Genomic DNA, 18,849 nt, shown 5'->3' with positions numbered 1-18,849 from the left:
ATACGGGTTTAAATGGTGGGCGTAATTTAATAATTTATGTGTGATGAATAAACTAAAATCGCACCTTTTTAAATTTTTTTAAAAAGTAATTATTGGACGAAATAGGGGTTGGGGGTGTACAGGGCGCGTTAGGGATAGAAGTGGAAAGCCCGCAGCGCGCGAAGGAATGGTGTAAAGCCTAAGCGAGGACTTGGAACGGATAGCCCGGCCGAAGGCAACGCCCGAATTCTGATCCGGGATTTGGGGAAATTATTCGGATTAATGGAATATTGTCTGAACCCGAATTAAACGAATTAAGGAATTCGTAAAATTTGCTTAGTATTCTGTTAATTCATACAATTCCATAAATTATGGTTCAGACAACGAACCTGCCTTATTTTATTACTGATAGTAATTTAAAAATAACCTGTTATTAGCTAATTAGATAGGTGTTTGATATCGCTGCAAATCTTTTTTAAAAATTTTTCAAATCACTGTTGAATATTTGATTTAAAAGTCTGATATTTGCAAACTCTTTTTGGATAAAGGGTTGATAATTAAAAATATTTGTCATGTCAAGAATTTGTGATCTAACAGGAAAAGGATCTATTGTAGGTAACAACGTTTCAAACTCAAACGTTAAAACAAAACGCAGATTTCATCCTAACTTGAAACTTAAAAAGTTTTATATTCCTGAAGAAGATAAATGGATTACCTTAAAGGTATCTACTTCTGCTGTGAAAACTATCAGCAAAAACGGTATTACCGCCTGCATTAATAAATTTGTTAAAAAAGGCTACATTTAGTAGTTGGCTTTCAAGTTTAGCAGTATAATAAAATTGAAAAATTACGTAAGCCGTGAGGTGACACGTACAACATAAAAATAAAATGGCAAAAAAAGGCAACAGGGTTCAGGTGATTTTAGAGTGCACCGAACACAAAACAAGCGGTATGCCAGGCATGTCTCGCTATATCACCACTAAGAACAAGAAAAACACTACCGAAAGATTAGAGTTGAAAAAATTCAACCCTGTTTTAAGGAAAGTTACTGTTCACAAAGAGATAAAATAATTGGTTGATGAAGTTGATTGGTTGATTAGGTTAACATGCTAACAACAATTAACTTGCTAATTAAATCATTCACTAATTCAAAAAATTAACAAGAAATGGCAAAGAAAGTAGTTGCAACCCTGAAAGTAGCAGGTAAAGGCAAAGAATATTCAAAAGTGATCACTATGAATAAATCACCTAAAACTGGTGCTTATTCATTCAAAACCCAAATTGTCCCTAACGATTTAGTTAAGGATGCAATTGCTGGTAAAACTATATAATCACTCTTTGATTAAAATATTAAAGCCGTCTTGTTTTTACGAGAGGGCTTTTTTTGTTATGTCAGAACCGGAATTAAACGAATTAATAGAATTGTCAGAATAAAACAATTCTGGCTGCAAATTCTTAGAATTCTATAAATTCGGGTTCAGACAAAAATCTGCACATCTGTAATCTAAAATCCGCACATCGTAACATGGGATTATTTGATTTTTTTAAGAAAAAGGAAAATACGCAGCAGGAACAGCAGGCGCTTGATACCGGTTTGGAAAAAACCAAGGATAACTTTTTTTCAAAGATCACCAAAGCCATCGCCGGTAAATCAACCGTTGATGATGATGTGCTTGATGATTTGGAAGAAGTATTGGTTACCTCCGATGTTGGCGTAAGCACTACCCTCAAAATCATCGACAGGATTCAGGCCCGCGTTGCCCGCGATAAATATGTAAGCACCAACGAGCTGAACACCCTGCTAAAAGATGAAATTCAGCAGTTACTTGCCGAAAATAACAGTAACGATTTCCGCAATTTTGAATATGGCGATCATAAGCCATACGTAATTATGGTTGTTGGTGTTAATGGCGTGGGTAAAACCACTACAATAGGTAAGCTGGCCCACAAGCTAAAGCAAGCGGGTAACCAGGTGGTTTTAGGCGCCGCCGATACCTTCCGTGCTGCCGCAGTTGATCAGATCAAACTTTGGGGCGAGCGTGTTGGGGTAAAGGTTGTTGCCCAGGCCATGGGTTCAGATCCGGCTTCGGTTGCTTATGATACCCTACGTTCGGCAGTGGCCAATGGCGATGACGTGGCTATTATAGATACCGCCGGTCGTTTACACAATAAAGTTGGTTTGATGAACGAGCTAACCAAGATCAAGAATGTGATGCAGAAGGTGATCCCCGGAGCCCCACATGAGATTTTGCTTGTACTTGATGCTTCAACCGGCCAAAATGCCATTGAGCAATGCAAACAATTTACCGAAGCTACTAACGTGAATGCCCTGGCGCTTACCAAGCTTGATGGCACAGCTAAAGGCGGTGTGGTGATTGGTATATCAGATCAGTTTAAAATTCCCGTTAAATATATAGGCGTAGGTGAAGGCATGGATCACCTGCAGTTATTTGACAGGCAGGCATTTGTAGATAGCTTGTTTAAGCAATAAGGAAAATAAATTAGTGACGTCATTGCGAGGCATGAAGCAATCTCCGATAAGCAGGTTCGCCCTGTATAGTTTGGGATTGCTTCGTACCTCGCAATGACGATTTTATAGCGTATGAGGACGAAAGAATTAGATAAGCCCCAAAAGGTAGCCAAACCCCGTGTAAACGTGGTTACATTAGGCTGTTCGAAAAATATTTACGATTCGGAAATATTGATGGGCCAGTTGAAGGGCAACCAGTTTGATGTGGTGCATGAGGCCGAGAAGGTAGGAAAAAATGATATTATAGTAATTAATACCTGTGGCTTTATTGATAATGCTAAACAGGAATCAATAGATACCATCCTGCAATACAGCGAACTTAAGGAGCAGGGTAAGGTGGGCAAGGTGATTGTAACGGGCTGCCTGAGCGAGCGCTACAAGCCGGAGCTTGAAGCAGAGATCACCAACGTTGATGCCTACTTTGGTACCAACGATCTGCAAAACCTGCTGGCTACTGTAGGTGCAAATTATAAGCATGAGCTAATTGGCGAACGTTTGCTTACTACTCCTTCACATTTTGCTTATTTTAAAATTGCTGAAGGCTGTAACCGTCCGTGCTCATTTTGTGCTATTCCGCTGATGCGGGGTAAACACCTGAGCTCACCTATTGAACAATTGGTTGAAGATGCTAAGAAGCTGGCTAAAAACGGCACTAAAGAATTGATTCTGATTGCGCAGGATTTGACTTATTACGGTCTCGACCTTTATGGCAAACGTAACCTGGATGAATTACTTCGTCGTTTGTCTGATGTGAATGGTATTGAATGGATCAGACTGCAGTATGCTTATCCTTCAGGTTTCCCAATGGAGATCCTGGATGTGATGAACGAGCGTGAAAACATCTGCAAATACCTGGATATGCCGTTGCAGCACATCACCGATAATATGCTGAAATCGATGCGCCGCGGTATCACCAAGCAAAAAACCATTGATATCGTAAATGAGATTCGTGATAGGGTTCCGGGTATCGCTATGCGTACTACGCTGATCACCGGTTATCCGGGCGAAACCCAGCAGGATTTTGAAGAGATGGTGCAATGGGTTGAGGATACCAAGTTTGACCGTCTGGGCTGTTTTACTTACTCACACGAGGAGAAAACCCATGCCCATAGTTTGGTTGATGACGTGCCTGAAGAAGTAAAACAGGAGCGTGCCGATGCCATTATGGAAATTCAGCAGGGGATCTCTTTTGATAAAAACCAGGAGAAGATAGGCAATACTTATAAAGTGCTGATTGACAAAAAGGATGGCGGTTACTTTGTTGGCCGTACAGAATTTGATTCGCCTGAGGTTGATAACGAAGTTTTGATTGACGCCAGCATTGATTATGCTACCGTTGGCAGCTTTGTTAACGTGAAGATAGACAGCGCAGAGGACTTTGACCTTTATGGACAAATTGTAAAATAATGCTAATTTGCAGTCTGCTGTAAAGCGATTTGCGATTTATAATCTAATTTCGACATCAGCATTTAATTTTATTTGCTGATGTTTTGTTTTAGGCCCAAATCCGAAATCGAACATCAAATCCGAAATCAACGAAATGGACGCATCCTGTATAAGTTATAAAGACACCGGTTTCTTTTCACACACAGTTGCCGAATACATCGACAATAAACCAGAACTACAACCTTTTTATGGCTACCGCCCTGATATGGCCGGTTTTGCCGATTTTTTGAAAAACAAAAAGGTTGTTGCCGACCGCGAGGTGCTGGTGCGTGTTTTAACTAAGCAATACGAATGTTTAGGTAAGGAGCCCGGTAAATTATGTACTTACTCAACTGCCCTTACAGCCCAAAATCTGGAGCTGTTAAAGCAGGATAATACTTATACCATTACAACCGGACACCAGCTAAATATCTTTGCAGGTCCGTTATATTTCCTTTATAAAATAGCTACGGCCATTAAACTGGCGCAACAATTAAAAGCCACTCACCCGGATAAAAACTTTGTACCTGTTTACTGGATGGCCAGCGAAGACCACGACTTTGCCGAGATCAACTATACCAACATTGGCGGTAAAAAAGTACACTGGTGGTATGAAGCTTCGGGAGCAACCGGCCGGATCGACCCGGTAAGTATACGCCAGGCGCTTAACCAGTATAAAGGCGTTTTGGGAATGGAAGGCCACGCTACCGATCTTGCCGAAATTGTTGAAACAGCTTATACCAAGTTTGATAAGCTTGCGGATGCTACAAGATACCTGGTGAACTCTTTGTTTGGCCAATACGGTTTGGTGATCATTGATGCTGATGACCATGAGTTTAAAAAAGAGTTCGCGCCAATTATTGAGCAGGATATCATTGGTCAGCATAGCTTCAAAAATATCAGCGAAACCAATCAGAAATTGCATGAGCTCGGTGTGCATATCCAGGTTAATCCGCGCGAGATCAATTTCTTTTACCTGAAGGATCAGCTGCGCGAAAGGATAGTTTTTGAGAATGACAGCTATAATGTGCTCAATACCGAAATCAGGTTTACTGAAGCCGAACTAAAAAAAGAAATAGCTGAATACCCCGAGCGTTTTAGCCCTAACGTGGTAATGCGCCCGCTATACCAGGAATGTATTTTACCTAATATAGCTTACATAGGTGGTGGCGCCGAGGTGGTTTACTGGCTCGAGCTGAAATCGAATTTTGATCATTATAAAATTGATTTCCCGATCCTGATCCTCCGTAACTCGGCGTTAGTGATCAAGAAGGAGCAAGCTGCTAAAATAACACGGATGGATTTGGATGCCCTTTCCTTATTTAAAGAAAGTGATGCCCTGCAAACCTACTGGATTAAAAAGCACAGCGATCATAACCTGAGCATAGCCGAAGAATGGCGCGAAATGGAGAGCCTGTTCGAGAAGATAAAGCTGCGTGCTTACAAGATAGATCCTACACTTTCTCCATCGGCAGCCGCTGTACAGGCGCGCCTTAAAAAGGCCATGGATAACCTGGAAAAGAAACTGATCCGCGCCGAAAAAAGAAATTATAGCGTACGTTTAGAGCAATTAACTGCCGTTAAAGCCGAGCTATTCCCGAAAGATAGCCTGCAGGAACGCTCCGAAAACTTTGGCCTGATGTACGTGAAATGGGGGCAGAGCTTTATTGATGAGCTTATCCGTCTGTTTGAACCATTGGATTTTAAGTTTACGGTGCTGACGGAGAAGTAAAAGCCATTTCCACCACGTTATTGCGCGGCACGAAGCAATCGCGAACTGTACAGGGAGACTTGCATTTTCGCTCTGCTAATAGGGGATTGCTTCGTGCCTCGCAATGACGTGTGTTTTATTGCTTCCTTATGATAACAACATAACCCCGCTGCCGGAAAGAAAAATAGTAAACCGGCAACAGGGCTCGCACACAAAACACAAGGATTTTAACCCGACCTAAGAATTGAACTCAAAACTTAGGACTCTCGACTTCAAATTTTACTCTTCCCCAACCAACTTAAACACCATCCCATCCATATTTTTCGTAATCCTGATCTGACAAGCCAAGCGACTTGCAGGAAGGGCATAGGGTAGGGTATCTAATACATCCAGTTCGGTATCGGTGGCTGTAAAATATTCTTCAGGGCCTTCTATCACCTGCACATGGCAGGTGGCACAAAGCGCCATTCCGCCGCAAGTGGCCAGGATATCATATTCAGATGCTTTCAGCACTTCCATCAGGCTCAGGTTAATACCCTCAGGAATTTCGACTGGCCTACTACCGCCGTCGCGGTCAATTATGGTTAAATTTATCATGGCTAAAAAGCGCTTACACCGTAAACGGTGGTATATTTAAAACTCAGTTTTTGCTCGGGGAAAACATATTTGAAAGCGCTCTGCGCCATCAATGCACTCTCGTGGAAGCCGCACAATATCAGCTTAAGCTTGCCCGGGTAAGTGTTGATGTCTCCAATGGCGTAAATGCGCTCGATATTGGTGCTGTAATCAACTGTATTTACCGCGATAGCCGATCTGTCTATGTTCAATCCCCAATCGGCGATGGGGCCAAGTTTAGGGCTAAGACCGAAGAGTGGAATAAGGTGATCGGCCTCAATGTGGCTAACCTGTTGGTCGCGGTCAAGCAGGGTGATCTCGCGCAGACGGTCATCGCCCGTTAAGGCAACTACGTTTGATTTCAGGATCAGGTCAATCTTGCCTTCCCTGGCCAGATCAAATACTTTTTCGGCGCTGTCAGGCGCTCCTCGGAAGGTATCGCCCCGGTGAACCAACGTAACCCGTTCGGCTACATTGCTCAGAAAAACGGCCCAATCCAACGCTGAATCTCCTCCACCGGCCAATACCACTTTTTTATCACGGAAATGTTCGGGGTTTTTCACCATGTAGGCTACACCCTTACCTTCAAAATCTGTAAGGCGGTCAATTTCCGGTTTGCGGGGCTCAAAACAGCCAAGTCCGCCGGCAATTACTACCACCTGGCAATGAACAACGGTGTCATCATTGGTAATAATATTGTATGAACCGTCTTCATTCCGTTGCAGGTTTTCTACCCGTTCGCCTAAACTAAAGGTTGGATGAAACGGAGCTATCTGCAGCATAAGGTTATCCACCAGTTGTTGTGCGGTAACATCGGGATAGCCCGGAATATCATATATAGGTTTATGCGGATAAATTTCAGAAAGCTGACCGCCAACCTGCGGCAGTACGTCAATCAAATGACAGCGCATTTTGAGCAGCCCGGCTTCAAAAACGGCAAATAAACCAACAGGCCCGGCGCCTATAATGCAGATATCGGTAGTAATGTGTTCCATGCGTGATTACCTTTTGTTCGGTACTCAAATCTGGAACTAAACCAGCTGGTAATCAAATGATATAAAGTAATATGCGATTACTTTAAGTTATAATTGGCGAGGCAAAAACGTTTAAATAATTCAATCAGTTTGCTGTGTTTCCCATGCAGCTGAATGAATTGAAACGTGCGGAAAATCTCTAATCCTTTAACGTCAATAATACTAAGCTCGTTGTATTTCAATTCGCTCACTACGGATTGAATGGAAAGAAATGTAGCTGTTTCTGAGTATAAAAGGTATTGTTTTATGGCGATACTGCTCTCCAGCTGAATCTCTATATTAAGGTCTTTGGGATTGATCTGTATGGCCGCCAAGGCATTGAAAATAACATCCAGCGTACCCGATCCGGCTTCCCTTAAAACCAGCGGAATAGCGGGTAATTGTTTTGGGGAGATTTCGGCCTTTTTGGATAACTTATTGTTAGCGCTGGTCACCAGCACAATCTCGTCCTTGATGAAATCGGTATAAGATAATTGCGGCGAATGTGCCGCACCTTCAACAATAGCGATATCTATTTTTTCGGCAAGTACCAGTTGCGAGATCTGATCCGTATTGGCCTGGATAAAGTTAAAGGTGACTTTGGGATATGTTTTTTTAAACATAGCCAGCAGCTTTGGCAAAATGGTTTGGGCTACGGTGGTACTGGCGCCAATATGCAGGGTGCCGGCTTCTAAATTGTTAAGCTGTGCCAGTTCAGTTTCGAGCTCGGTATAAGTCTGAAAAATCTTTTCGGCATATTTTTCCAGGATCTTGCCGGCGGTAGTGAGGGCGATATTATTGCCGTTACGTTTAAACAGCTGCACGCTAAGCTGCTGTTCAAGTTCCTTGATATGTTTGGTGACAGCAGGCTGGGTAATAAACAGCTCGGAAGCAGCCTTGGTAAAGCTTAAGCGCTGTGCAACTGTATAGAAAACCTTCAGCCTGAAATCAAATATCATTGAGCCAATTTAGGAATAAATAGTTGAGATTAATTACTTCCGATTTTTATGTCATTGCGCTTCACTCGCAATGACATAAAATTACACCAACCTGTATAGGTACTTTAATTGGTAGCTAATTGTGGATTGGCGTTTTTGCGTTTCAGGATCAAAGCTGCTATCAGCGCAATCACCAGGCCAACGGGCAATATCTCCATATAAGTAAGTACAATAACGCCAAAAGGGTTTTTATACATGTTAACATAACCGGCCATACTTGCCTCCTGCTGTTTAAGTTCGGCATCCGTTGCGCCGTGGGCTTTGGCTTCCCTTAAAACATGGGCTACATACTTGGTCATGAAATCCGGATAGAAATTATAGAGTTCGATAAGCCATACAATCACATAAACCGTTGATGTGATGAGCACAATATAAAGACCAATCATAAAAGCTTTGCCGAAACTGATCACGCCTTCATTGTATTTATCGCGGTAGTTTTTAATAGCTACAAATATCAGTGAGAAAGCCAGTAGCATGGAGCCGTAGCCTACCCACATATTGCCCTGAAAGTTGGGATTGTTATAACACAGGGCCCCAGAAATTCCTCCGGTTGCGGCAATGATCAAACCGGAGATTGATCCAAAAACAAGTACATTCTTTTTCATATCGTTTTATGTTTTGATAGAACAAATTTGGCTTGTCAGAAACTTTCCGGGCTCATACTTTAGGGTGATTTTGAAAAATGTGCCGCTTTTAGTGCCAAAGTATGATGCCGGTTAAGGAATAATGCAGAGTCGTTTGCCCATTTCAACGGCTTGTGTACGGCGTTTTACCTCCATTTTTTCAAACACCTTTGCCGAATGCGTTTTGATGGTATTTAACGATACAAACAAGCGCTCTGAAATTTCCTGGTTGCTCAGCCCTTCAGCCATCAATTGTAAAACATCCAGTTCGCGTTTGCTGAGGCCCAGTTTTTCTACCTCGGCCTGGTTAACAGTAAACTCGGGGCCGTTATTTACGTAAACCTGCTTTTCTACTATTACTGTTTTGGGCTTGGTAAGTTTTAATGCCAACCAGATACCGAGCGCGGTAAAAAATACAGCAATGGCACCCATGTATACTTCATAGGCATTGTTAACTATTACCAGCTTTAGTTCGAGCCATTTTAGCAAAAGCAATAGCACAGCAAGGCATAGCCCATACAGTATGGTAAGTTTGTTTTTTGCCAGCAGGTTTTTTGCCATCTTTTAATAACCGATTTATCTTAAAAATAGGATATTTTATACAAAGCCCGAAAGGTGTAAAAACAAAAAACGGGAGAATATCCACGAATGGTCGGAAAAAATTTCGGCCATTTTTATGTTTTAAAAAAACGGCCGGGGTGTTCCGCAAGAGTAAGAAATTTATTGATAAGCGCTTTCTTAAGTATAATGTCTAAACCACCGCCTTTGGTGGTAGATCAGTAGTGGAGGTTACGCCAGAAACCGTATACATAGTTTTGAGTGAATACGATTGCTTCTACTATGTAGTAAATAGGATATTTACCCCCACCTTAGGTGGTGGAGGACTAAAAAGCAAATCGTTCTTACAGTAAACAGGCTATATCATCCAGCCAATGATCCAGGTTGAGTAATTCCTGCGCTGTTACGATGCCTTTTTTATGGAGGGCCTGGTAGGCATCCTGTAAATTTTGCGACATCGAACGGGACGATGAAATAACTGCTTCGACCGTTGGAATAATGTCTTTGCAATATTTATACATCGGCATTTCAGATTCCAGGTCGTCCACGAAATTGTGCGGATTGCGTTTTTGCACAACATTTGCGCCTGTGAAGCCGAGCTGGTAGCCATAAAGCCACATGATGGGCTGGGCAATCAGTCCGCGTAAGATATCTGTGAACCTGAATGTAACGTAGGTGGGCAGGTAAAGTAATGGGAACAGATCTTTTACAATCAATGTGTTTTGCGTGTTGAACGGCGCTATAGTGCCCTTGTCGAGAACCACAGGTTTTGCGTCATTAAACGTGATCAGTTTATTTAAGGTCAGCCGGTAAATGGCGTCCACATCGGGGTCTTCATCAGCCAGTCCCTGCCAGATACCAACTTTGCAGGTCTGGGTCTCGACGTTTTGATGAAGTTCGAAATCTTTAAGCAGCAAATCCAGCGGCAAGCCGCGCGGCCAAACATGCTGATCTGTAAACCATTGGTAGATATTTATAAAGCCCTGGTTTGCATTGAGCAAACTATGTTTGCCTTCGGTTTTCGGGAAACACCAGTTTTCGTTAGGGTAATTATCGTCGTCAGTATCGATGATATATCCTGCGCCGTTTTTAATGGCTTTTAAATAACCGAGCATTTTGCGGCAATAATGATTATAGGGCAGTGCCTTTGCCAATTTGAAATCGAGTAGCTCCTGATCCCGTACCGAAAGATATTCTGCCCCCTGACAGGCCCAGCCGGCCGGCGTTTTTTTATCACCAACAACAATCAAATGGTGATCAGGCATTTTTGCAAAGGCTTCAACAGCCAAAGTCGGCTGAAAGATGGATGTGATAACGATGGCTTTGGTTTTGTTTACTGATTCCATTTCGAGAGCTTGATAGGGTGTATGTAGAGGGTTTGCTCCGGAAAGTTCTGCAGCAAATTGTTCAGGTTTTGATTGTAAGGTTCCAGAAACTTAAAATCGGCCGGCGTCCATAAAGTACGGCCTTTAAGCGGAAGGTCATTTTCGGTAATTATTTTATCTGCTGCGAGCACCATAGACGTTGGCAGGCCGACTTCGACGAACAGGCGCGTAACAGCGGTTACACCGCAATAATTAACAAAGGATGCAATGGCATCGGCGCTAACAATAAAAATATCCGAGTATGCTGCAACCAATGGGTATGCAAGCTGATGCTGCTGATTAAGCAGGCGATTTTTTAAATAACGGATAAGATGTTTTTTGGGCATACTGAACCAATCGCCCAGTGATTGAGGCGTTGGCCATATCTGGCTGAATTTTAACGGTTTCAGGTCTAAGTTGAACTTTTTAAAAGCCTTGCGAGACGTTTCATTATCCGGCCAAAAACTTGTTGCCTCAACACCAACCTGTTTGATGTTCCAGTAAAAGGCATCGGCAACCCTGTGCCACGGTCTGGGCCCCTGAACATCATGAAGATTGGAGAAGCCCGGTATAAAGCAAGTGGTATCGTCTACCTTAAAGTACTCCCTGTAATTATCCTGGTTGATTTGCGGATGCAGTAGCAGATCATCGGCTACAAAAAAGTAATGTTTATAAGTCGATTTATAGAAACTCTTAAAAGCCTGCGCAACGTAGCCCTGAAAATAATACGAATTTTCATACACCGGAATCACGTTACTTTCATCACCGGTATAAAAAGGAACAATGTGATAAATATTTGTGAAGCGACCGTTGTAGAGTTTTTCAAGTATTTCAATGTTACTGTTATATTGATGGTTGTAGATAATTATTAAAGCAACCTCGTCCATATATCTAATGTGTATGAGAGTTTCAGTTCGGGTATGCAAATTAATCAAAAATTCCTACTCGCTTGCGTACTCATTGCAAATGCAGGCTTAGCCGGATATTTGTGCTGATTAAAGCAAGTCCGCCTTTATCGTCTTAACCGATTTCCGCACTCCAATAAATTAAGCTGCATCCATTGGCTGTACTGTTGCTCCATCAGTCGTTCGGTTTGCACGTTCCAAACAAAGCTTTTTGTTCTCCAACTGCTACCGTCTATTAGACCGTGCCTGCACATTCGCTGATGAAAATGCCGAGGTTGTTTCCGGTCACTATCATGGTTGCCGACGGGAGCGTGCCGTTCAGATCGCCGGTTTTGTTTTCCAGCACTTCGATCTCGATGCTGGGCTTGGAGAATATCCCGTTTTTAAATTAGTTTATTGCATCAAGGAAATTCCCCAAATCCTGAAAATCACGGTTTTATTGAGCCGCTTTTTTTACCGCATCTTTTTTAGCTTTCTTTTCGGCTTTCATTTCAGCATAAGCTTTTTTCTGCTCAGGGGTAAATATTTTGTCGAGTTTATCGGCCGTCTGTTTTTTGATCTTCTGATCGGCCAGGTGGCTCGTCTTTTTATCTTCCTTTAACTTTTTCAAGCTATCAATGCTTGTGGCCTGCGCCAGCAAAACCGCGTTTACTTTTTTAGTTTGATCAGCAGTAAGTTTCAAATGTTTTTCCAGATGCTCGGTTTTATTGCCTGCTTTTTGAGCCGGCGTTTTTTCAACTTTTTTTTGCGCGCTTGCAGTGAAGCTTAGTCCACCGGCCAGGGCCAGTATCATCAGTAATTTTTTCATGGTTCGTTATTTTTTCAGATAATTAATGCTATTGACAATATAGCTGGGTTTTAGTTTAAATAGCTAAATATTTAAGTTTGTTTTACAATTAAATTAAACCACGCCGTCTTTTTGTGGTCATACTATAGCATGTAAATTAAATTTTTTAATTAATAACCCGGATACTATGAAAAAGGCTGTTAAGTACTGGTGTGGCTTTGTTTTGTTGTTGTGTGTGTTTACCGTATTTACTGCCTTTTTGCCGGGCTATTCTGCCTACTCCGATTTAAAGTTTCCTTATAAAAAAGCCGGTTTAACTTCTGAACAGGCTGCCGCTCATTTACTAAGTCGTTTTACGTACGGTGCAACACCCGGCGAAGTAGAAGAAGTAGTTAAAGTGGGCCCGGAAAAATGGTTCGCGGCGCAACTTGATGCCCAAATGCCTGATGATTCTTTAAATCAGTTTCTGGATAAATACGATGCGCTGAAGCTCAGCAATACCGAAGTTGTAGCACAATATCCTAAAGGGGGCCAGGTTTTACGGATGGCGGTAAAGGATGGTGTGGTTAACAAAGATTCGGTAAAAACTGATAGAAAAGCCTATCGCGATCAGCTGCAAAACTATATGCAGCAAAATGGCTTGAAACCCGAGCAGGAGTTATTGCGCCAATTCATCAATCAAAAAATATTAAGGGCTGCTTACAGCAATAACCAACTACAGGAAGTGATGACCAGTTTCTGGTTTAACCATTTCAACGTGTCGGTTGTTAAAAATGATTGCTCGCAGTTTATTCCGGCGTATGAGCGTGATGTAATCAGGCCCAATGCTTTAGGGAAATTTAACGACCTGTTGCTGGCCACCGCCAAGTCGCCAGCCATGTTGTATTACCTGGATAATTTCAGTAGCTCGGGCAATAACGATAATATGCAGGCCGGCAATGGTCAGGCTCGCCGCCGTTTGGCGTTGCAAATGCAGAACACTGATACCGCGCGTTTCGCCAATATGCCCAAGTTAAATAAGGCAAAGAAAACCCAGGGACTAAATGAAAATTACGCCCGAGAGGTAATGGAACTGCATACTCTTGGGGTAGATGGCGGCTATACCCAGCAGGATGTTACCCAGGCGGCAAAAGTACTTACGGGTTGGTCGGTGTATCCGATGGAGGCCTATGGAAACGCCGGTCAAAAATTGATGAACCGTATTGGTGACGACAAATTGCAAAGCCGGGGTTTTATACATGAGGGTGATTTTTTGTTTAACCCCAACAAGCATGATAATGGCGAAAAAACAGTATTGGGCCATCAGTTTGCTGCAGGTGGTGGCTATGATGAGGGCGTACAACTGCTTACCATGCTGGCACATCAACAAGCTACAGCGAAATTTATCTCAAAAAAATTAGCCACCCGTTTTGTGAGTGATAATCCTCCGCAAACCCTTATTGATAAAATGGCCCGCACCTTTATCAATAAAGATGGTGATATCAAACAGGTATTGATCACCATGGTTGATGCGCCCGAGTTTTGGAGCGCTGCGGCTGTGCGGGAAAAAACAAAATCGCCGTTTGAGCTGGCCATTGGTTCGGTGCGTGCACTGCATGCCGATGTTAATCAGCCTTACCAATTGTTTAACTGGATCAATAAAATGGGCGAAAAAATCTATTATTATCAAGCTCCTACAGGCTTTCCTGATAAGGGGCAATACTGGATTAACACCGGCGCATTGCTAAATCGCATGAACTTTGGCCTGGCGCTGGCCTCAGGCAGGATTCCCGGGGTAAAGGTTGATCTGGCCGCGCTCAATAACCATCATGAACCCGAAAGCGCCCAGGCGGCACTTACCATATATAGTAAATTGATATTGCCGGGGCGTCCGCTTGATGAAACCATCAAAAGGCTTACCCCAATGCTTAATGATCCAAAACTCATGGAAAAGGTTGACGAAGCCAGTGCCAAAACTCCTGTTGCAACTATGGCACCGGAAAGCAGCAACGAAATGATGGATCAACAGACAGGCTTGAAAGGCAAGCGAAAAAATAATTTTACGGCAATGCAAAGCACAGCGGGTAATAATTCCATGCTTGCACAGGTGGTTGGGGTTATCATTGGCTCGCCCGAATATCAAAGGCGTTAACAGCAGGAGGATTTAAAAATGGTATCAAGAAGAGGATTTTTAAAATCGGGCGGACTTGCCCTTTTAGGCGTAGGCTTGTTAGGTGGTATTCCCGGCTTTTTGGCTGAGGCTGCCGCAAGCGAAAAGATTTTCTCCCCCTATAAAAAGAAAAAAACGCTGGTGTGCATTTTCCAGCGTGGCGCTATGGATGGGCTGATGGCTGTTACTCCCTTTACCGACGATTATTTAAAAACAGCCCGGCCAAACCTGTTCATGTCGGCAGCAAAAAGTGGCACAGGTACTCCGCTGATTGATCTGGATGGTCGCTTTGGATTGCACCCCGCCATGAAAGCATTTGAACCTGTGTTTCGTGAGAAAAGATTAGGCATAGTGCATGGTATAGGTTCGCCTAATAATACCCGGTCGCATTTTGATGCCCAGGATTATATGGAATCGGGTACGCCATTTAGCAAAGGTACATCAAGCGGTTGGCTTAATAGGGCGGTTGGCTTGCTCGGTCATGATGCGCTTACACCATTTACAGCAGTGAGCATGACATCGGCTATGCCGCGTTCTTTTTATGGCGATAACCCATCGGTAGCCATCAGTAACCTGCAGGATTTTACCATCCAGATGCGCGGTAATCCTACCGGAGCTAATATGGCCGCCAAAAGCTTTGAAGACCTGTATGATCAAACCGCGTCGGGCTTGTTGAAACAAACCGGGAAGGAAAGTTTTGAGGCCATGAAAATGCTCCAGAAAACCGATGTTAAAAATTATACCCCTGCCAACGGTGCCGTTTATCCCAACTCGGCATTGGGTAATTCGTTAAAGCAAATTGCCCAGCTTATTAAAATGGATGTGGGCCTGGAAGTAGCCTTTGCCGAATCTAACGGCTGGGATACTCACTTTAACCAGGGCACCGAAAACGGGATCTTTGCCCGTAACGTGGCCGACCTGAGCAGCAGCATGATGGCTTTATGGACAGATCTTGGTACCTATCAGGATGATGTAACCGTAATGACCATGACCGAGTTTGGCCGAACTGTTCATCAAAACGGAACCGGTGGTACAGATCATGGCCGGGCTTCCTGTAATTTTATTTTAGGGAATGATGTAAACGGTGGCTTAATTTATGGCGATGTAAAGCCATTAGCTATCGAAAACCTTGAAGATGGCCGCGACCTTGCCGTAACTACCGATTTCAGAAGCGTATTTAGCTCTGTAGCTGATAAACACCTTGCCATAAATAATGATCACATTCTTTTCCCGGATTGGAAAGGGGATAGGGTGAATGTGATGAGGGGATAAAGTAATTCTTTAATGCTGCCGCGGGTTTAGCGATGGCGTGCAATTGTGCTCTTAAAGACTTACGAAGTTTTCAAAACTTCGTAAGTCTGAAACGAAAGGAAAAACAACTACATAATAGTATAAGTAAGCGTAGTATAATAAAAACCGCCAATTGATGGGCCGCCTAAAAAGGAGTTATAATATTTATTGGTGAGGTTGCTGGCACCCAGTTTTACGTTAAGCTTTGTTTTCAGGAAATCATAATTAACCTGCGCGTCAAAAGTACCGTAATGGTCAACATTACCATTTACTAAGAAAGATTGCCAGTAATAGCCGCTTTGCCACTTATAGGTTACATTAAACCCTAAGTTACCAGCTACACGGTTACCCCCGAAAGAGAAATTAGTGATCCATTGCGGTGTGTTGAAACCATCTTCAAGGGCATCCTCGTTGGTTGTGCGCTGCAACTTGGCGTATGATGCATTGCCCGATAATTGCAGGTTGGCTGGTAAGTGATAGGTGAGCCCAACGCTGCCCCCAATATTGGTAACCTTACTTTGCGAATTGGTCCATACCCGGTAGCGGGCCTGCTTATTTTTATCATTCAGATAGTAAGGGATCGAATCGGCCTTTTGGGTATTAGGTACATTGATCTCTACCTGGGCAATAAAGTGATCGTATTTGTTGTAGTAAAAGTCCGCGTCGGCACTCAGTTTCCCATCAAAAAATAATGCCTTGTAACCAGCCTCAAACGAGTTGATATGCTCAGGCTGCAAATAGGTATAGGGGTTCTTTTTCAGCAGGCCTTTTTCTTTTTCGATGGCCGCGTTTGTTGATGTGCCCTGGTTAAAATCATTTTTTACAGCGTTTTGGAATGCATCTATCGACGTACGCAGATAGGAGTTTTCAAAAATGCCGTTTGATACCACGCGCAAACCGCCAATACGTTTAACCCCGCCGCTGTTTACGTTAGAAAAAGCTTCAAAAATACTCGGGAACCGGTAACCGCTCTGAAATGATACCCGGATATTATGCTCAACAACCGGCGAAAATACCAATGTAAAACGAGGGTTTAGCTTCAGGTCGAAGTAATCATTCCTGTCGCCGCGCAGTGTGGCCGATAGCTTGAGCTTATTGTCCCAAAGCTCTTTTGATGCCTGTATAAAGCCACCCGTTTTGCTGTAATCCAAATTGCTGAACTCCTTGCCGGGTACATAGTTGATGAAGTAGTTACCATCGGGATGGATGATATAAGTACGGTGGTCAAATCCAGCAAGCAGATCTAACCCGGTTTGTTTGATAAAATCTTTGGAGATGGCTTTTGAAATATCTGCCTGTCCTTCTATGTGAAACAGATCATCTTTAACGCGCAGGGCCGAACCTACATCCCAGTTGTTAATATCAGCAAGTTTGTTGAGGGTGGCATTAAAGGCCGGGGTTCCGGGCTGATATCGGCCTGCATCGGCAAACTGGCGGGCTTCGTTCAGGGCTTGTTGCACATTGGCGCCTGCCGAAGTGGCATTGTTGAAACCTTTGGTAAAATCGGCATACCAGTCGTTATCACTTTTAAAGTTGCGGTCCTGGTTTTCACCGGCAGAGCGCAGATTGTATGATTTGCCGGTATTTTCGATAGTGAGGTAAGTGCGTACCTGGAAAATATCATTCTTCAATTCCAGTGCATGTTGCTGCAGCGTATAGCCTTTTAACCTGAAGCGGTTGGCTCGCTGATAAATATTATCAAGATCGCCAAAACGGAAGGTATAGGTAAGTTGTGTTTTAGCATTGAATTTATAAGCCAATGCTGCGTCTAACTTCACGTTATGCAAACCATAGCTGGTAAGATCTTTTTCAGCATATCCCGTACGGGCAACCGAATACTGTTTGCCGCCGAGGGTAATTGTTTTCCTGTCGGATGATTCATTACCATAACCGTTAATGGGGTCATAGGCAGGGTTTTGCGGCCCGCCCGGGATGCCCAGTTTGGCGTTGGCCGCGGCGTTTTGATCAGTTGTATTGTCGGCTATCCAGTCGTACCCAGTGGTATAAGTGCCATTCAGTTTAAAGGCAAATTTAGGCGAAAGTACCTGAGCTATCCTGAAACTGGTTTCTGAAAAACCTTTTACGCCGGTTTCTTTATCGCCTACGTGGTTAATGCCCGTTTTTTGTTGAATGGTAATACCGGGCGAAGTAAATGGATCTTTAGTGATAAAATTTGCGAGCCCGTTTATCGCGTTCAGGCCGTAAAGCGCGGATGCAGTACCGGGGATGATCTCTACGCTTTCAATATCAAGATCACTTGGCCCCAGCGCGTTGCCGATAGGGGCACCTAAATGGGGTGCCTGGTTGTCAACACCATCAACCAATTGGGTAAAGCGAACGTTGGTGGTATTGGCAAAACCGCGGGTGTTAATGATCCTGAAGCCAAGGCTTGGAGTAATAAGCTGAACGCCCTTTACATTTTCCAGGGCATCAAAAAAAGAGGGTGCTGCCGAAAGCTTAAAGGCAGATGCCCTGATCTTTTCGATACTTACCGGCGAGCGTAAAATACTTTCGCTGATGCGGGATGCGGAGACAACTACTTCCTGCAGTTGCTTCTTTTTAATGGCTGTTGTATCGGCCTGAGTTTTCTTGAGCGTGTCTTGCGCTTTAGCGGCTAAGCACGTGCCCGATAGGGACAAAATTAAAAGTAGTTTTTTGTTCATGTGGTTTTTTAGGTTGCGACCCTTAAAGTGAAATGTAAAAATAACGTTATGTTTTATAAAACATAACGATGATGGCGGAATTGGAATTTTCATGGTTTATGCCGATGGTCAGGGTTTTGGCGTCTTAGTCGGCCTTGTTGATAAAACCTTACACAGAATTTGCTTGCTTTGATACATATCGACTAAAAACTGAACCGATTTGTATAACAGCTGTTTATAGTTTGTATATAAATTTGTTT

General features: G+C 43.2%; 17 protein-coding genes. 8 read left to right on the top strand and 9 right to left on the bottom strand.

All coding sequences use genetic code 11. The annotated features are described in order from the left end of the window. The first annotated feature begins 551 nt into the window (after nt 1–551). From rpmB to bshC, 6 genes are all read left to right on the top strand, one after another. Entirely contained in the window at nt 552–785 is a 234-nt protein-coding gene (gene rpmB / locus EAH55_RS00360) for a 50S ribosomal protein L28 (RefSeq protein ID WP_022830076.1), read from the top strand. 82 nt (nt 786–867) lie between these two features. Beyond that, nucleotides 868–1,050, top strand: coding sequence for a 50S ribosomal protein L33 (gene rpmG / locus EAH55_RS00355; protein WP_022830075.1), 183 nt, complete (start codon nt 868–870; stop codon nt 1,048–1,050). Between the two features lie 95 nt (nt 1,051–1,145). Next, nucleotides 1,146–1,310 carry a DUF4295 domain-containing protein gene (locus EAH55_RS00350; RefSeq protein WP_022830074.1) on the top strand — a complete coding sequence of 55 codons (165 nt, stop codon included), beginning with the start codon at nt 1,146–1,148 and terminating at the stop codon, nt 1,308–1,310. A gap of 194 nt (nt 1,311–1,504) precedes the next feature. Beyond that, nucleotides 1,505–2,470 (top strand): signal recognition particle-docking protein FtsY, encoded by a 966-nt coding sequence (gene ftsY, locus EAH55_RS00345; protein WP_114939285.1) that lies wholly within the window; start codon nt 1,505–1,507, stop codon nt 2,468–2,470. Nucleotides 2,471–2,581: 111 nt separating this feature from the next. Continuing rightward, on the top strand, nt 2,582–3,916 hold the full coding sequence (gene rimO / locus EAH55_RS00340) for a 30S ribosomal protein S12 methylthiotransferase RimO (protein WP_121808024.1): 1,335 nt from the start codon (nt 2,582–2,584) through the stop codon (nt 3,914–3,916). 133 nt (nt 3,917–4,049) lie between these two features. Continuing rightward, nucleotides 4,050–5,666, top strand: a complete 1,617-nt coding sequence (gene bshC, locus EAH55_RS00335) for a bacillithiol biosynthesis cysteine-adding enzyme BshC (RefSeq protein WP_121808023.1) — start codon at nt 4,050–4,052, stop codon at nt 5,664–5,666. 258 nt (nt 5,667–5,924) lie between these two features. Here the strand turns inward: bshC and EAH55_RS00330 are convergent, their stop codons facing one another. From EAH55_RS00330 to EAH55_RS00295, 8 genes are all read right to left on the bottom strand, one after another. Next, nucleotides 5,925–6,242, bottom strand: a complete 318-nt coding sequence (locus tag EAH55_RS00330; protein WP_121808022.1) for a 2Fe-2S iron-sulfur cluster-binding protein — start codon at nt 6,240–6,242, stop codon at nt 5,925–5,927. Between the two features lie 2 nt (nt 6,243–6,244). Further along, complete coding sequence (locus tag EAH55_RS00325) at nt 6,245–7,255, bottom strand: NAD(P)/FAD-dependent oxidoreductase (protein ID WP_121808021.1); 1,011 nt, start codon at nt 7,253–7,255, stop codon at nt 6,245–6,247. 77 nt (nt 7,256–7,332) lie between these two features. Beyond that, a complete protein-coding gene (locus EAH55_RS00320) occupies nt 7,333–8,232 on the bottom strand; it encodes a LysR substrate-binding domain-containing protein (protein WP_223818033.1) in 900 nt (299 codons plus the stop codon). A gap of 104 nt (nt 8,233–8,336) precedes the next feature. After that, the gene (locus tag EAH55_RS00315; protein ID WP_121808020.1) at nt 8,337–8,876 is read right to left on the bottom strand and encodes a DUF4199 domain-containing protein; all 540 of its coding nucleotides are present in this window, start codon (nt 8,874–8,876) and stop codon (nt 8,337–8,339) included. Nucleotides 8,877–8,987: 111 nt separating this feature from the next. Then, nucleotides 8,988–9,455 carry a response regulator transcription factor gene (locus EAH55_RS00310; RefSeq protein WP_121808019.1) on the bottom strand — a complete coding sequence of 156 codons (468 nt, stop codon included), beginning with the start codon at nt 9,453–9,455 and terminating at the stop codon, nt 8,988–8,990. A gap of 341 nt (nt 9,456–9,796) precedes the next feature. Next, nucleotides 9,797–10,798, bottom strand: coding sequence for an STELLO glycosyltransferase family protein (locus tag EAH55_RS00305; protein WP_114939277.1), 1,002 nt, complete (start codon nt 10,796–10,798; stop codon nt 9,797–9,799). After that, nucleotides 10,786–11,703, bottom strand: a complete 918-nt coding sequence (locus EAH55_RS00300) for a hypothetical protein (RefSeq protein ID WP_114939276.1) — start codon at nt 11,701–11,703, stop codon at nt 10,786–10,788. The genes EAH55_RS00305 and EAH55_RS00300 overlap by 13 nt, the downstream gene beginning before the upstream one ends. A 454-nt stretch (nt 11,704–12,157) precedes the next feature. Then, nucleotides 12,158–12,529, bottom strand: coding sequence for a hypothetical protein (locus tag EAH55_RS00295; protein ID WP_121808018.1), 372 nt, complete (start codon nt 12,527–12,529; stop codon nt 12,158–12,160). Nucleotides 12,530–12,695: 166 nt separating this feature from the next. Between EAH55_RS00295 and EAH55_RS00290 the strand changes: the two genes are divergently transcribed. Together EAH55_RS00290 and EAH55_RS00285 are read left to right on the top strand one after the other, a co-directional pair. Further along, nucleotides 12,696–14,639, top strand: coding sequence for a DUF1800 domain-containing protein (locus EAH55_RS00290; RefSeq protein WP_121808017.1), 1,944 nt, complete (start codon nt 12,696–12,698; stop codon nt 14,637–14,639). An 18-nt stretch (nt 14,640–14,657) separates the two neighbouring features. Further along, nucleotides 14,658–15,929, top strand: a complete 1,272-nt coding sequence (locus EAH55_RS00285; protein ID WP_121808016.1) for a DUF1501 domain-containing protein — start codon at nt 14,658–14,660, stop codon at nt 15,927–15,929. A 107-nt stretch (nt 15,930–16,036) separates the two neighbouring features. On the opposite strand, the gene EAH55_RS00280 is transcribed toward EAH55_RS00285, so the two are convergent. Continuing rightward, entirely contained in the window at nt 16,037–18,610 is a 2,574-nt protein-coding gene (locus EAH55_RS00280) for a TonB-dependent receptor (RefSeq protein WP_121808015.1), read from the bottom strand. Nucleotides 18,611–18,849 lie beyond the last annotated feature (239 nt).

The sequence above is a fragment of the Mucilaginibacter kameinonensis genome (genome assembly GCF_003675385.1).
Classification (GTDB): Bacteria; Bacteroidota; Bacteroidia; order Sphingobacteriales; family Sphingobacteriaceae; genus Mucilaginibacter; species Mucilaginibacter kameinonensis.
The sequence above is the reverse complement of the archived record's forward strand: the minus strand, read 5'-3'. Positions and strand labels throughout refer to the sequence as shown.

Excerpts from the sequence above, each read along its gene's own strand:
- rpmB (WP_022830076.1), top strand. The coding sequence starts at position 552 with ATGTCAAGAATTTGTGATCTAACAGGAAAAGGATCTATTGTAGGTAAC.
- rpmG (WP_022830075.1), top strand. The coding sequence starts at position 868 with ATGGCAAAAAAAGGCAACAGGGTTCAGGTGATTTTAGAGTGCACCGAA.
- EAH55_RS00350 (WP_022830074.1), top strand. The coding sequence starts at position 1,146 with ATGGCAAAGAAAGTAGTTGCAACCCTGAAAGTAGCAGGTAAAGGCAAA.
- ftsY (WP_114939285.1), top strand. The coding sequence starts at position 1,505 with ATGGGATTATTTGATTTTTTTAAGAAAAAGGAAAATACGCAGCAGGAA.
- rimO (WP_121808024.1), top strand. The coding sequence starts at position 2,582 with ATGAGGACGAAAGAATTAGATAAGCCCCAAAAGGTAGCCAAACCCCGT.
- bshC (WP_121808023.1), top strand. The coding sequence starts at position 4,050 with ATGGACGCATCCTGTATAAGTTATAAAGACACCGGTTTCTTTTCACAC.
- EAH55_RS00330 (WP_121808022.1), bottom strand. The coding sequence starts at position 6,242 with ATGATAAATTTAACCATAATTGACCGCGACGGCGGTAGTAGGCCAGTC.
- EAH55_RS00325 (WP_121808021.1), bottom strand. The coding sequence starts at position 7,255 with ATGGAACACATTACTACCGATATCTGCATTATAGGCGCCGGGCCTGTT.
- EAH55_RS00320 (WP_223818033.1), bottom strand. The coding sequence starts at position 8,232 with ATGATATTTGATTTCAGGCTGAAGGTTTTCTATACAGTTGCACAGCGC.
- EAH55_RS00315 (WP_121808020.1), bottom strand. The coding sequence starts at position 8,876 with ATGAAAAAGAATGTACTTGTTTTTGGATCAATCTCCGGTTTGATCATT.
- EAH55_RS00310 (WP_121808019.1), bottom strand. The coding sequence starts at position 9,455 with ATGGCAAAAAACCTGCTGGCAAAAAACAAACTTACCATACTGTATGGG.
- EAH55_RS00305 (WP_114939277.1), bottom strand. The coding sequence starts at position 10,798 with ATGGAATCAGTAAACAAAACCAAAGCCATCGTTATCACATCCATCTTT.
- EAH55_RS00300 (WP_114939276.1), bottom strand. The coding sequence starts at position 11,703 with ATGGACGAGGTTGCTTTAATAATTATCTACAACCATCAATATAACAGT.
- EAH55_RS00295 (WP_121808018.1), bottom strand. The coding sequence starts at position 12,529 with ATGAAAAAATTACTGATGATACTGGCCCTGGCCGGTGGACTAAGCTTC.
- EAH55_RS00290 (WP_121808017.1), top strand. The coding sequence starts at position 12,696 with ATGAAAAAGGCTGTTAAGTACTGGTGTGGCTTTGTTTTGTTGTTGTGT.
- EAH55_RS00285 (WP_121808016.1), top strand. The coding sequence starts at position 14,658 with ATGGTATCAAGAAGAGGATTTTTAAAATCGGGCGGACTTGCCCTTTTA.
- EAH55_RS00280 (WP_121808015.1), bottom strand. The coding sequence starts at position 18,610 with ATGAACAAAAAACTACTTTTAATTTTGTCCCTATCGGGCACGTGCTTA.